The sequence below is a fragment of the Gordonia sp. B8661-1 genome, assembly GCF_059427765.1.
The window spans coordinates 63,834-77,716 of the sequence record NZ_JCAHRL010000001.1 but is presented as its reverse complement, the minus strand read 5'-3'; the positions used below and the strand labels follow the sequence as shown (position 1 = coordinate 77,716).

At 65.4% G+C, this 13,883-nt stretch carries 14 protein-coding genes; 7 read left to right on the top strand and 7 right to left on the bottom strand.

From position 1 onward, the window contains the following. The first annotated feature begins 21 nt into the window (after positions 1-21). The 4 genes from AC4JJG_RS00330 to AC4JJG_RS00315 are packed head-to-tail and all read left to right on the top strand — an operon-like array spanning position 22 to position 4,600. Entirely contained in the window at positions 22-1,422 is a 1,401-nt protein-coding gene (locus AC4JJG_RS00330; RefSeq protein WP_495399648.1) for an extracellular solute-binding protein, read from the top strand. Next, entirely contained in the window at positions 1,419-2,582 is a 1,164-nt protein-coding gene (locus tag AC4JJG_RS00325) for a carbohydrate ABC transporter permease (RefSeq protein ID WP_495399503.1), read from the top strand. Before AC4JJG_RS00330 ends, AC4JJG_RS00325 begins: the two co-directional genes overlap by 4 nt. Before the next feature lie 8 nt (positions 2,583-2,590). Beyond that, positions 2,591-3,421, top strand: coding sequence for a carbohydrate ABC transporter permease (locus AC4JJG_RS00320; RefSeq protein WP_495399504.1), 831 nt, complete (start codon positions 2,591-2,593; stop codon positions 3,419-3,421). 3 nt (positions 3,422-3,424) lie between these two features. Continuing rightward, positions 3,425-4,600, top strand: a complete 1,176-nt coding sequence (locus AC4JJG_RS00315) for an ABC transporter ATP-binding protein (RefSeq protein WP_495399505.1) — start codon at positions 3,425-3,427, stop codon at positions 4,598-4,600. Here the strand turns inward: AC4JJG_RS00315 and AC4JJG_RS00310 are convergent. The 4 genes from AC4JJG_RS00310 to AC4JJG_RS00295 all read right to left on the bottom strand — a co-directional run bounded on the left by AC4JJG_RS00310 (position 4,584) and on the right by AC4JJG_RS00295 (position 7,004). Continuing rightward, positions 4,584-5,069: a nucleoside deaminase gene (locus tag AC4JJG_RS00310; RefSeq protein ID WP_495399506.1), complete on the bottom strand. Its 486-nt coding sequence runs from the start codon at positions 5,067-5,069 to the stop codon at positions 4,584-4,586. The genes AC4JJG_RS00315 and AC4JJG_RS00310 overlap by 17 nt on opposite strands. Continuing rightward, positions 5,066-5,920, bottom strand: a complete 855-nt coding sequence (locus AC4JJG_RS00305; protein WP_495399507.1) for a chromosome partitioning protein ParB — start codon at positions 5,918-5,920, stop codon at positions 5,066-5,068. The genes AC4JJG_RS00310 and AC4JJG_RS00305 overlap by 4 nt, the downstream gene beginning before the upstream one ends. Then, positions 5,910-6,584, bottom strand: a complete 675-nt coding sequence (locus AC4JJG_RS00300; RefSeq protein ID WP_495399508.1) for a metallophosphoesterase family protein — start codon at positions 6,582-6,584, stop codon at positions 5,910-5,912. Before AC4JJG_RS00300 ends, AC4JJG_RS00305 begins: the two co-directional genes overlap by 11 nt. Before the next feature lie 66 nt (positions 6,585-6,650). After that, positions 6,651-7,004: a hypothetical protein gene (locus AC4JJG_RS00295; protein WP_495405733.1), complete on the bottom strand. Its 354-nt coding sequence runs from the start codon at positions 7,002-7,004 to the stop codon at positions 6,651-6,653. A 1,232-nt stretch (positions 7,005-8,236) separates the two neighbouring features. Here AC4JJG_RS00295 and AC4JJG_RS00290 point away from each other — a divergent pair. Together AC4JJG_RS00290 and AC4JJG_RS00285 are read left to right on the top strand one after the other, a co-directional pair. Continuing rightward, positions 8,237-8,725, top strand: a complete 489-nt coding sequence (locus AC4JJG_RS00290) for a hypothetical protein (protein WP_495399510.1) — start codon at positions 8,237-8,239, stop codon at positions 8,723-8,725. Between the two features lie 24 nt (positions 8,726-8,749). After that, entirely contained in the window at positions 8,750-9,337 is a 588-nt protein-coding gene (locus AC4JJG_RS00285; protein ID WP_495399511.1) for a suppressor of fused domain protein, read from the top strand. A 3-nt stretch (positions 9,338-9,340) separates the two neighbouring features. Here AC4JJG_RS00285 and AC4JJG_RS00280 read toward each other — a convergent pair whose 3' ends face one another. After that, positions 9,341-10,414 (bottom strand): magnesium and cobalt transport protein CorA, encoded by a 1,074-nt coding sequence (locus AC4JJG_RS00280; RefSeq protein ID WP_495399649.1) that lies wholly within the window; start codon positions 10,412-10,414, stop codon positions 9,341-9,343. Between the two features lie 64 nt (positions 10,415-10,478). Here AC4JJG_RS00280 and AC4JJG_RS00275 point away from each other — a divergent pair, with 64 nt between their 5' ends. Then, complete coding sequence (locus AC4JJG_RS00275) at positions 10,479-11,447, top strand: type 2 periplasmic-binding domain-containing protein (RefSeq protein WP_495399512.1); 969 nt, start codon at positions 10,479-10,481, stop codon at positions 11,445-11,447. A 7-nt stretch (positions 11,448-11,454) separates the two neighbouring features. Here the strand turns inward: AC4JJG_RS00275 and AC4JJG_RS00270 are convergent, their stop codons facing one another. Continuing rightward, complete coding sequence (locus AC4JJG_RS00270; protein WP_495399513.1) at positions 11,455-12,285, bottom strand: SDR family NAD(P)-dependent oxidoreductase; 831 nt, start codon at positions 12,283-12,285, stop codon at positions 11,455-11,457. Positions 12,286-12,310: 25 nt separating this feature from the next. Continuing rightward, entirely contained in the window at positions 12,311-13,846 is a 1,536-nt protein-coding gene (locus AC4JJG_RS00265; protein WP_495399514.1) for a flavin-containing monooxygenase, read from the bottom strand. Positions 13,847-13,883: the final 37 nt, after the last annotated feature.

The window sequence follows — 13,883 nt, the reverse complement described above, 5'->3', positions numbered from 1 at the left end:
AGTGTCGCCCGGCGAGCCGCGATCGCGGCCGCGGCCCTGGCGACGGCACTGCCGATCGTCACCGCATGCGGTTCGGGCTACACGCCCAAGGTGCTCAACATCTATCCCCCGGCCGACGGTGCATCGTTCATCGAGAAGGTCGGCGACAAATGCTCGGCCGAATCCGGGGGCGCCTACAAGGTGGTGACGACCCCGCTGCCGAAATCCGCCGACGACCAGCGACTGCAGCTGGCACGCAGGCTCGCGGGCAATGACCACGGTCTGGATCTGATGGGCATGGACGTCGTGTGGACGGCCGAGTTCGCCGATGCGGGCTGGCTGGTGCCGGTGCCCGACGAATTGGCCAAGCGGGTCAACGACGAGAACCTCGGCGGACCGCTCGCCACCGCTACGTGGAAGACGAAGAACGACGCCGACAAGCGGCTGTACGCCATTCCGACGTGGACCAATACGCAGCTGCTCTGGTATCGCCCCGACGTGCTGCGCAAGTACCTGAACAAGAATCGTCCGCCGACGACCTGGGACGAGTTGCTCGCGGACAACAAGCAGATCACCGCCAAGGGCGGCCCGAGCTACATCATGGTGCAGGGCAAGCAGTACGAGGGCCTGATGGTGTGGTTCAACTCGGTACTGGCCAGTGCCGGGGGACAGGTCGTCGATCCGAACGATCCGTCGAAGGTGACGCTCGCCGACACCCCGGAGCACCGGGCGGCGACCGTGAAGGCGCTGCAGATCCTCAAGGCGGTCGCCACCGCGCCGGGCCACGACCCGTCGATCTCGAATTCCGATGAGTCGTCGGCACGTCTGGGCATGGAGACCGGCAAGGCGACCTTCGAGATCAACTGGCCGTTCGTCTTCTCGTCGATGCGGTCCAACGCCGCGGCGGGCGACGTCGCGTTCTTCCCGGAGATGAAGAAGTTCGCGAAGATGTTCGCCGACAGCGACAATCCTCCGCCGGACAGCGAGTTGGGGCCGGTGAATCGACTGGTGCGCACCAAGTTCGACTTCGCCCGCTACCCGGGCGTGAGCCGCGACAATCCGGCCAAGTCGACCATCGGCGGCATCAACATCGCCGTCGCGAACACGTCGCAGCAGAAGGATCTGGCGTTCCGGGCCGCCGACTGCATGACCAACGCGGCGGCCCAGAAGGTCTACTCGGTGGAAGGCGGTACGCCACCGACGATCTCGTCGATCTACGATGATCCGGACTTCAAGGCGGCCTATCCGATGGGCGACGACATCCGCGCCCAGCTCGAGGAGGGCAGCGCGGCGGTGCGGCCGGCATCCCCGGTGTATCAGGCGATCTCGACGTTGCTGGTGGCCAAGCTCAGCCCGGTCGGTGGCTGGGATCCGGACACCCTGGTCGATGAGCTCGCCGAGCAGGTGCAGCGCGCGATCAACGGAGAGGGTCTGATCCCATGACGACCGGTGGCGGCAACGATCCGTACGAGAACGATCAGCCGGGCCGGGCGGGACGCCATTCCCTGCCCGACGATGCGCCCACCCCGGTGGAGCCGTGGCTGCGACCGCCCCAGGGGGCGTCGCCGGTGCCGGAGCACGCGGCGGAATCGGGTGCCGCGGCGTGGGTTCCGCCCGAGGACATGGGTGGGTCGACGGCGGCGCCGGTTCCGGCCACCACGACCTCGGTGGTGACGGTGACCGAGGAGGACGAGGTCGAGGAACCGGCGGGCAAGCGGAAGATCAGCGCGGGACGATCCGCCGAGCGCCGCCTGGCGTTCTGGCTCGTGGCACCCGCGGCGCTGCTCATGCTGCTGGTGACCGGCTATCCGATCATCTATGCGTTCTGGTTGTCGCTGAACAAGGAGAGCCTGTCCGCACCCGGGCAGCGCGAGTTCGTCTGGTTCTCGAACTACGTGACCGTCCTGCAGGACAGCTACTGGTGGACGGCGCTCGGCGTGACCCTGTTCATCACCGTGATCTCGGTGCTGATCGAACTCGTGCTGGGCATGGCGATCGCACTTGTCATGCACCGCACCATCTTCGGGCGCGGAACGATCCGCACCGTCGTCCTCATCCCGTACGGCATCGTGACGGTGGCGGCGGCGTTCTCCTGGTACTACGCGTGGACACCGGAGACCGGCTATCTGGCGAATCTGCTGCCCGACGGCAGCGCGCCGCTCACCGAGCAGTGGCCGTCGCTGTTCATCATCATCCTCGCCGAGGTGTGGAAGACGACGCCGTTCATGGCGCTGCTGTTGCTGGCTGGTCTGGCCCTGGTGCCCGACGACCTGCTGAAGGCCGCCCAGGTGGACGGTGCAGGGGCGTGGACGAGACTGTGGCGCATCATCATTCCGCTGATGAAGCCTGCGATCCTGGTGGCGTTGCTGTTCCGTACGCTCGACGCCTTCCGCGTGTTCGACAACATCTACGTGCTCACCAAGGGCTCGAACAACACGTACTCGGTGTCGATGCTCGGCTACGACAACCTGTTCAAGGCATTCAACCTCGGTGTCGGTTCGGCCATCAGCATCCTGATCTTCGTGTGCGTCGCGATCATCGCGTTCGTGTTCATCAAGGGCTTCGGTACCTCCGCGCCCGGCTCCGACAATGAGGGGAGGTAGGCGCGACCATGAAACAAGGTGTCAGCAGCAAGGTCTGGTGGACCGTGGCCAACGTTCTGGTGGTGCTCTACGCCGTCATTCCGTTGCTGTGGATCGTGAGCCTGTCGTTCAAGCCGCCCGGCAGCGTCAAGGACGGCAACTTCATCCCGCGTCAGTGGACCTGGGACAACTACAAGGGGATCTTCGAGACCGGCGCGTTCACCAGTGCCCTGCGCAACTCGATCGGCATCGGCCTCATCACCACGCTCATCGCGGTGATCCTCGGCACGATGGCCGCCTATGCCGTTGCGCGCCTGGACTTCCCGGGTAAGAAGCTGCTCATCGGTGCGGCTCTGCTGATCGCGATGTTCCCGCAGATCTCGCTCGTCACACCGCTGTTCAACATCGAGCGGGCCGTCGGCCTGTTCGACACCTGGCCGGGCCTGATCATCCCGTACATCACGTTCGCGCTGCCGTTGGCGATCTATACGCTGTCGGCGTTCTTCCGGGAGATCCCGTGGGAACTGGAGAAGGCGGCCAAGATGGACGGGGCCACCCCGTGGCAGGCGTTTACCAAGGTGATCGCACCGCTCGCGGCGCCCGGCGTGGTGACCGCCGCGATCCTGGTGTTCATCTTCGCCTGGAATGACCTGCTGCTCGCCTTGTCCCTGACATCCACCGAGCGGGCGATCACCGCGCCGGTCGCGATCTCCAACTTCACCGGTGCCAGCCAGTTCGAGGAGCCCACCGGATCGATCGCCGCGGCCGCCGTGGTCATCACCATTCCGATCATCATCTTCGTGCTCTTCTTCCAACGTCGAATCGTGGCCGGTCTGACCTCCGGCGCCGTGAAGGGATAACCCATGGCCGAGATCGTTCTGGACAACGTCACCAAGCAGTACCCCGACGGATCGACCGCCGTGCACGGTGTCGACGTGGTGATCGCCGACGGTGAGTTCATCATCCTGGTGGGCCCCTCCGGCTGCGGTAAGTCGACCACGCTCAACATGATCGCGGGCCTGGAGGACATCACCTCCGGTGAACTCCGCATCGGTGGTGAACGTGTCAACGAACGGGCACCCAAGGACCGGGACATCGCCATGGTGTTCCAGAGTTACGCGCTGTACCCGCACATGTCGGTGCGGGAGAACATCGCGTTCCCACTCACCCTGGCGAAGATGCCGAAGGCGCAGGTGGCGGAGAAGGTCGACGAGGCCGCACGCATCCTCGACCTCGGCCAGTACCTGGATCGCAAGCCGGCCAACCTGTCCGGCGGTCAGCGTCAGCGCGTGGCGATGGGCCGCGCGATCGTGCGCTCGCCCAAGGCATTCCTGATGGACGAGCCACTGTCGAACCTGGACGCCAAACTCCGCGTGCAGATGCGCGCCGAGATCGCCCGGCTGCAGAGCAGGCTGAATACCACCACGGTGTACGTCACCCACGATCAGACCGAGGCGATGACCCTGGGTGATCGCGTGGTCGTCATGCGCAGTGGCCATGTGCAGCAGATCGGCACCCCGCAGGAGTTGTACAACACTCCGGCGAACCTGTTCGTCGCCGGGTTCATCGGTTCGCCGTCGATGAACTTCCTGCCCGGACGTCTGGCCGGCGACGGCATCGAGACCCCGATCGGCCGCATCTCGCTGCCGGACCATCAGCAGATCGTGGCCAATGCCCAACGGGCACAGAGCTCCGGTGAGGTTCTCGTCGGTATCCGCCCCGAACACCTCGAGGATGCCGCGCTCGTGGATCCGCTGGCCCGGTCGAAGGGCGCGAGCTTCACCGCCCGCGTCGACGTCCTCGAGTCGATGGGTTCGGACATCTACGCCTACTTCACGGTGGAGAACGCGGCCACGCCCGCGAGTGCCGAACTCGCCGAGCTGTCCGCGGACGCCGGAGCCGAGATCGGTGGCGGACAGATGATCGCCCGGCTGTCGCCGGAGTCCCGTGTCCAGCGTGGACAGGACGCCGAATTGTTCTATGACGCAAGCAAGATCGCGGTCTTCGATCAGGCGACCGGGGTCAATCTCCGCGGCTGACCGACGCGTGATGCAGGTCGCGGAGCTCGTCGGCGAATTCGTCGACAGGACCGTCGACCGGGATGCCGGGCGCGACCTGCCGGATGGGCAGGGCCGCGACCGGTGACGCTGGCGCTCCCCATGACGCGCGCCACTCGCCGAGTTGCGCCGCGGAACCGGCGAACACGATGCGCCCCAGGCCGACCCACGCATGGGCGGCCGAACACATGGGGCAGTGTTCGCCGGAGGTGTACACGGTCGCGCTTGCCCGCTCGTCGGGTGTGAGGTTCTCGGCCGCCCACCGCGCGATGGCGAACTCGGGATGCCGGGTGTGGTCACCGCCCGACACACGGTTGCGGTCGGCGAAGAGTTCGGCGCCGTCGGCGGAGACCAGGGTGGAGCCGAAGGGTTCGTCACCGTCGTCGAGCGCCTCGCGGGCGAGGTCGATGCAGCGACGGAGCCGATCGGCGTCGGCGGGGGTGACGGTCATCGGCGTCTCCGTCCTTGCTCGTGCAGTTCCTGCAGGATCTCGTCGTCCCAAACATGTTTGCGCACAAGGCGGTAACGCTCGCAGGCCACCCACATGTACAGTTCCGCGTCACTGGTGAGGTCGGGGCGGATGTCGGCCCGCCGCGCCATCCGCACGACCGGCAGGAATTCCTCGCCGAACCATCGGCGTGCGGTCTCCGTCCGGTCGAGGAACTCGCCGAGTTCCTGCGACAGCCGAAAACCCCAGGCCTCCACGCTTTCCGCGAGTTCGGCGTAGTCGAACGGATCGGACAGGCGGATCGCCTCCGCGGATTTCCCGGTCAGCGGCACGCGGGACAGGAAAAGGCGCCGGTGATCCTTGAGAATCAGATCCGACGGTGCGTTGATGCCCTCCGGTGATATACGCGTGTGGATTTCGGTCACGTAGGCGTCGATGACGTCGAGATGACGTGCGATGGCGATGGACACGCGGTGATGACCGTCGACGACGAAATGCATGTCACCGATGCGGTACAGGATGACCGGCGGCACCGACTCGCCCCGCCGCTGGGCCGCGGCGAGACGCTGCCACCGTTCCCGCACGTGCGCCGCGGTGGGGCGGAAGTACCGATCGAAATCCTTGGTGCGGTCGACGCTCCCGACGATCGACGACACCTCGACCTGTTGCAGACCGAGCGCCGTCTCGCCGGTGCGCCCGAGTGCGGCGACCACCTCGTCGAACGGCAGAATCGTGTTGACGTCGGACGGCTGCCGCGTGAACCACGCTGCGAGACGGGCCATTTCGGCGCGCCGGCGCATTCGGGTGAAGTCGTTCTCCGCGTCGGCGACGGGAAATCCGGTGTCACGCGCCATGACGCCTCCTCATCACCTCGACGGCGCCGGTGCCGGGTGTTATGTCGAATTGGCAGTAGCCCACCACGTTCATCGAGGTGGTTCCGGTGCCGATGGGCAGATCCGCCGGCCGCGAGCCGTAGGGGTGGACGTGGCCGTGCACCAGAAGAGCGGGACGAAGTGCGCGCACCATTCCGTGATAGCACTCGAACCCGCGGTGCGGAAGGTCGTCGCCGTCTCCGACGTCACGGGCCGGGCTGTGGGTGAGGACGATGTCGACGCGGGCGCCGGGTCGTCGTAGCTGCCACGACCGCATGCGCTGCCGGAACTCGCTGTACTGATTCGGCCCCGGGCGGTATCGGCGGCAGCCGCCCAGCCCCGCGATGCGCACACCCGCGACTCCGACGATACGACCGTCGGCGTTGACCGCTCCGCACGGGCCGGGATCGTCGGCCGGCAGTCCGGCCCGCGTCCAGCCTCCCCGCCCGCGCCGGAACCCCCGCAGATCCGGGTCGTGATTGCCCGGCACGAACACACACGGTGCGTCGAATTGCGTGGACAGCGACTCGAGATAGTCGAACGGCAGGTCGCCGGCCCCCAGGATCAGGTCGGGCTTGTGCTCGACACCGACCCCACAGGTCAAGGAGTCGATCACCTCGTCGGCCACCGCAAGAACACGTACCACAAGTCCAGGGTAGATGGACGGCTGTCGCGCAGCAGATGACTTTGCACATGGCACCCGGGAGTTCGTCTAGCCAGGCACTTCGTACCTCAATCGGTCCTGCAGTCCTCGAATCGCCTCGACGGTCTGCTCGTCAGGTAGCTCTGTGAAGTCCGTCCACTCCGATCCGAGCCCGAAATCGTCACTGATGAAGGCGAATTCCGTGAGCGCTACACTCTGGCGCCATTCCGTCGGTGTCAAACCATGAGATAACGCTCCGTCGATCAGGCCGCTGCGCTGCGCGTAAAATTCTGCGGCGTCCGCGAACCCGACGAGCCGGGCTACGTCGTCGCGAAGTGCCACGGGGCCACCCCACTGTGAGAGGCCGACCCACAGGACCTCGCGCTCGGTGGGAGTCAGGTCGAGACGCATGCGATCTGTCATGGCGCTATGGTATTGGTAGCATCTCCGGTATTCCAGCGACTATTGATTGAAATCCTCGGGTTATTGCTTTGAGTGGATCATTGAGTAACTGTTCCAGCCAGTATCCGGACGAGTCTCCGCTGGGTTTGAAGAATGTCTTGATCGCGCCCGAACTGGTTGTGGAAGCGAAAGTATTCGAAGACGGGTTGTAGAAGACCTTTTCGCCCGTTCCGGGCCGCGTCCAGGACAGTGTTCCGGGGGGTGGATTCTTGACAAACCGGTTGGCGAGTTGAGCGTATAGCTGCGGGGGAATTATCGGACTCCCATGTGGGGTGAACTCCCTGCCATGCTTATCCCAATGACTGAAAGCGTTCTTCTGAGAGTCGGCGCCCTTCTTGGAAGACCAGTTCGGCTGCCAATTCGACTTTCGGAGATCTTCCAGCATCTTTGTCTTCGTGTCGCTTCCGCCTTTCGGAAGCACGTGCTCGGGTCGTTTGCCTTCTGGAGTCCGGGGTGATTTTGGGCCGACGATCTCAGGGACTTTGTACCCCTGACTCCGGCACCCATCCGCCTCCGAGTTCAGCGCTACGGCCCGTGCGTTACCTTGATCGGCTTCCGCGTTGTACGCGGCGACGGCAGCAGCATTGTTCGGGTTCGGCGGGCTTGCGTTGTGACGCGCTGCCTGTGCGTTGTGTGCTTGTATCCGAGATGGCAGGGTGTCGCAATTTGGTGATGCTGACGCCGGTGTTGCGACGAGTGAAATGGTAAATAGTGTGAGAAGCGGTACGAAAAAGATGGAAACTATCCGCGTGAACAGCGTTTTCGAGTGAGTGGAGTCCACTGAAACCTCGGGTCGATGGTGGGTGTGCACTAACGATGGTTTCTGTCACAGGTGGTGTCAAGTAGGAATTACCCGAAAGGACGCAGGCGTCGGTTCAATGAATGACGATCGAATGCGTCAGACGTTGCAAATCGGATAGGCGGCGGCTAGAGTCGAACATATATTCGAAACGTTCATCGGGGGTGGGCATGTGTGACTCGACCTTGGATATACGGCGGTTGGTTACTGAACTCGGCAACCTGACAGCGGCCGCGTCGCACGGGGACGCGATCGACCGGTTGACAGTTCTCGAAGAGGTGAAGTCGGCGTGCGCCGCGATGCAGGTGCGTGAGACTGCTCGACTGGTTGACCACTCGTCGAACGTGTCACCGGGCAAACCCGCGCGAACGCGGTCCCGGTGGCGGTGACGGTCGTGATGTCGGACCGCGTGCTCCTCGGCGACGCCGACGATGTCGCGCAGGTGCCCGGATACGGTCCGATACCCGCCGAGATCGCCAGGGCGCTCGTCCGCACTGGTCTCGACGCCGACGATCCGACGGTGTCGACGCTCCGAAGGCTCTACGCCCGACCGTCGGACGGTGCGCTCGTATCCATGGATTCGCGATCCCGTGCGTTCCCGAAAGCTTTGGCGGACTTCGTCATACAACGCGATCGGCGATGCCGCACACCGTACTGCGACGCGCCCATCGCCGAGATCGACCACGCGACGCCGCACCACGCCGGTGGAGCAACGACCGCCGACAACGCCGACGGTGCCTGCATCACGCACAACCGCACCAAAGAAGCCGAGGGCTGGCGCTACGAGGTGATCGACGGCGACGGCAGGCACCGCATGGAGATCACCACACCCACCGGTGCCCTGCACACCTCGACCGCACCACCGTCGATCGTGGCGGCCTGAACGGCCCGCACTACGGTAGGAGACGTGAGTGACAGCGTGGCCGAACGAGTGACCAGTCATGTCCGGGAACGACTCGACGGCGAACCTCAGCGAGCGTCGGTGACCTTCCTCGGCATGGAACCGATCGACGTCCTGCGATTCGCCGACGAACAGTCGTCGACTCCCGAACTCGTCTACGTGACGGTCGGCTGCTCGCGGCACCCGATGACCGATCCCAGCGATCTGCACCCGGACCCCGTGAAGGGGCCTCGCGCCGAGATCGTCGTACGAATGCATGCGACACAAGCGCTACCCGGTCTGCACCGCCGGATGGCGACCGTCGCGGCCGCGCCCGGCGTCGAAGGCCTGATTCTCGCCCCCGACGCACTCGTCGACCTCTCTGAACCCCTCTGGGGCGGTTCGGCCTGCACCGCGGTACTTCTCGACGTCGACGACCTGGGCGAGGTGCCGCTCGACGAGCCCGCCGACCCGGTGCGCCTCCTGCGCGCAGTACCCATCACCGCCAACGAAGCGGCATGGGTCCGTCTGAAAGGTGCTGCCGCACTACGCGATGCGTGGCAGGAAGCCGGCATCGACGTGCGTGACCCCCAGCGTGCGAGCGCGTCCCTGTAGTCGTCAGAGCCAATTGCTGCGGCGGAACACCGCCCACAGCGTCACACACGTCACCAGCAACGCGCCGATCACCACCGGATACCCCCAGTGCATGTGAAGTTCCGGCATGTAATCGAAGTTCATTCCGTAGATGCCCGCGACCATCGTGGGCACCGCGCCGATTGCGACCCACGCCGAGATCTTGCGCATGTCGGTGTTCTGCTGGATGCCGACCTTCGCGGCGGCGGCACCCAGGATCGAGGTCAGCACCTCGTCGTACTCCACCACCCGGTCGATGACCGTGGTCAGGTGATCGGCGACATCCCGGAAATGACGCCGGATCTCCTTGGGCACCATGGGGTTCTCGGCCGTCAACCGCGCCAGCGGCCCCGTCAGCGGGGTGACGGCGCGCCGCAGTTCCAGCACCTCCCGCTTCAGCAGATACACCGGGTCGATGTTCAGCCAGCCCTTGCCGAACACCGACTCCTCGATGGCGACGATGTCCGATTCCATCCGTTCGGTCACATCGAGATAGCTGTCCACGACCCGGTCGGCGATGGCGTGCAGCACGGCGGTGGGCCCCAGCGAGAGGCGCTCCGGCCGTGACTCCAGCAGATGCCGCACCCCCGAGAGATGAGTGTGATCGCCGTGGCGCACCGTGATCACGAAGTCCGGCCCGACGAAGACCATGATCTCGCCGGTCTCCACGACCTCGCTGGCGTGCGCCATCGACTCGTGCTCCACGTATTTGACGGTGCGCAGCACCAGGAACTGGGTGTCGTCGTAGATCTCCAGCTTGGGTCGCTGATGCGCGTGCACCGCGTCCTCGACCATCAACTCGTGGAGCCCGAAGACCTCGGCCACACCCTGCATCTGCGCATCATCGGGAGAGTGAAGGCCCAGCCACACGAATCCCTCGCCGGTCGACCGCACCTTCTCCAGTGCCTGCGAATACGACACACGGCCCGGCTGGCGCTCACCGTCGATGTAGACGGCACAATCCACCACGGCTCGGGCGGCGGGCACCGGGACACGCGGCAGCGGTCGGCGATCCTTACGCGCACCGAGTCCGAGCCCGCCGGGTCGCAGGTTGGGTATCGAAGGCACGGCAAGGATGCTACTCGTCTGCTCAGGCGATTCCCGGACCGCTAACGTGGGTCGCGTGATCAAGCGCCTCGTAACCGCGTTCCTCGTGACCGCATCCATCGCGGCCGTACTGGTGGGCTGCTCCGACGACGATTCGCCGGGCAGCCGGGCACTGATCCTGGGCGGTACCGACGACCCGGCGATGTCGGTGATGGTGCAGATCTACGCCGGGGCACTCCGCCACACCGGAGTCGCGGTGTCGCCGGACACGCGCACCGCTGACAGCTACCGCGAACTGCTCGACCAGATGGACACCGCGTCGATCGACCTGTTCCCGGCGTTCACCGGACAACTCCTCGGCGACCTCGCGCCGCAACTCGACGCGCGCACCTCCGAGGATGTCTACCGCGACGTCAATCGATCACTGCCGCAAGGGGTGTCGGTCGGTGACGCGACGATGGTGTCGGCCGTCCCCGAGGTCTTCGTGGCGACCTCGCTCGCCGAGAGGTCCGGTGCGGTGGAACTGACGGACTGCGGCCGTCTGCCCGCGGGGCTGCCGCTCGTGGTGGTCGGAGCACCCGAGAAGCGCACGATCGACGCGATCGCCACCGCCGGATGCCGCACCGGCGCCGTGGAGCAGGTGCCGACGGTGCGTGCCGCCGTCGACCGGATCACCTCCGGAAACGCACTCGGCTTACTGACGCCCTTCGACGTCGCCGTCGAAGAAGCCCGGCAGGAGGGCGGGAACACGGACTCCGGTGAGATCCGTGCGCTTCGCCTGCCCAAGCAGCCCGAGGAGGGGAAAGCGGTCACGGGTGCCCCGGACAAGGACAAGCCAGCCGAGGCGACCGGCGCACTGCCGCGCGCCGAAGAACTGGTGCCGGTGTACCGCACCGCGGTGTTCGGCCGGGATCGGGTGAAAACCATCAACAAGGTGGCGGGCGAACTGACCACCGCGGACCTCGCGACCCTCACGCACAGGGCCGAGAACGGCGAGAAGCCGGAGGCATTGGCCTCCGGCTGGCTCGCCGAACATGGACTCTAGAAGCGGGTTACTGGGTTCCGCCGAGAACCTTCCCGCTGATCTTCGCGCTGACTGCCTCGTACTTCGAGCCGGCCAGGCGGACCAGGACATCGAGGATCTTCGCGTCGGCGCCGACCAGGACGCGCGCCTTGTTCTTGCGCACACCGTCGATGATGACGTCGGCGGCCTTGTCGGAGGTCATCCGGGCGAGCTTCTTGTCGAAGAGTTCGGCCGTCTTCTTCTGATCGTGCTCGCCGGAGGTGGTGGCATTGCGGGCGATGGCGGTCTTGATGCCGCCGGGGTGCACGCAGGTGACCTTCACCGGATGCTTGGCGATGGCCATCTCCTGGTAGAGCGCCTCGGTGAAGCCGCGGACCGCGAACTTCGCCGAGTTGTAGGCGGCCTGGCCGGGCTGCGAGAGCAGACCGAACAGCGACGACGTGTTCACGATGTGTCCGTCGCCCGACGCGATGATGTGCGGCAGGAAGGCCTTGGTGCCGTTCACCACGCCCCAGTAGTCGACATCCATCACGCGCTCGATGTCCTTGAATTCCGTGTGCTCGACCTCGCCGTGATGGGCGATACCGGCATTGTTGAAGATGACGTTGACCTTGCCGAAGTGATTCTTGACGGTCTCGGCGTATTCGAGGACGGCCTCGCGCTCGGCGACGTTCAGGAGCTGTGCGTGAACCTCGGCGCCGGTGGCGGCGACGAGCTTCTCGGTCTCGGCCAGACCGGTCGGGTTCATGTCGGAGATGGCGATCTTCGCGCCCATCTGACCGAGTTTGACGGCGAGGTCGCGGCCCATGCCGGAACCCGCGCCGGTGATGACGACGACCTTGTCACGAAAGTCTTTCACTGCTGATCTCCTCGGATGCGTTGGTTCAGGCGGTCACGGTGTCGGGGGTGGGCGCGGCGGGAGCGGACTGCGCCGCAGGTTTCCGGCCCCGAACGACGTCGTAGGCCGCCACGTCGAACGCGCGGGTGGCGCGCCGGAAGTTGAAGGTGAAGCCCGGCCACAGAGTGGTGATGTTGCCGTTGGCATCCTTGTACCAGGAGGCACATCCACCGTTGACCCAGACGCTGTTGCGCAGGTCGTGCTGGACCTTCGAATTGAAGGCGCGCTGCGCGTCGCTCTTCACCTCGGTGCGGGTGATGCCCTGGGCGCGAACGGTTTTCAGATAGTCGACCAGGTAGTTGAGCTGCGATTCGATCATGTACACCATCGAGGTGTGGCCGAGCCCCGTCGACGGTCCGATCATCAGCATCATGTTCGGGAAGCCGTTGACGAACGAGCCCTTGTAGCCCTGCATGCCGATCTCGTCCCACACCTGGGCCAGACTGCGGCCGTCCTCGCCGTGGATCTTGCCGAAGACAGGGGAGTCGGTGACGTGGAAACCGGTCGCCACCACGATGACGTCGACGTCGCGCTCGGTGCCGTCGACCGTGCGCACACCGTTCTCGGTGATGCTCGCGATGCCGTCGGTGACCAGGTCGACGTTGTCCCGGGCGATGGCCGGGTACCAGTCGTTGGACCGCAGGATGCGCTTGCAGCCGACCTGGAAGGTGGGGGTGGCCTTGCGGCGCAGTTCCGGATCGCGGATGGCGCGGGCGATGTTGCCCCGGCACACCAGCTCGACCGGCTTCAGGGCCTTCGGCGAGTAGGTGAGACCGAACGCGGTCGCCTCATTGAGTGTGTAGGTGAGCCCACGCACGGCCGACTGGTAGCCGGGCACATTCGCGAAGGCCCACTTCTCGATGCCGGCGTAGGAACGTTCGGTGCGCGGCACGATCCACGGCGCGGTGCGCTGATAGACGTCGACGCGGCCCGCGGTCTTCGCGAGCTCGGGGACGAGCTGGATGGCGGATGCACCGGTGCCGATGACGGCGACCTTCTTGCCCGCGTAGTCGATCGAATGATCCCAGCGGGCCGAGTGCACGATCTCGCCGCGGAAGTCGTCGAAACCCGCGATGTCGGGCAGATTCGGCTCACAGAGCGGTCCGACCGCGCCGACCATGATCTCGGCGCGGATCTGCTCGGTGGTGCCGTCGTGCTCGATGTCGATGAGCCAGCGGGACTGGTCCTCGTTCCACTCGGCACGGACGACCTCGGTGCCGAAGCGCGTCCGGGAGCGGATATCGTGCCGATCGGCGACCGAGTTGATGTAGCGGTGGATCTCGGGCTGGTGGGAGTAGGACCGCGACCACTCGGGATTCTGGGCGAAAGAGTAGGAGTACAGGCGCGACGGTACGTCGCATGCGGCACCGGGATAGGTGTTGTCACGCCACGTGCCGCCGAAGTCGTTGCCGCGATCCAGGATCACGAAGTCGTCGAAGCCGGCCTGCTGCAGTTTGATGGCAGCGCCGAGACCGGAGAAGCCGGCACCGACGATCGCGATTTGGACATCGTTCGTTGTCATGGTCAACACCATAGAGGTCTACTGAACCCCGGTCAAT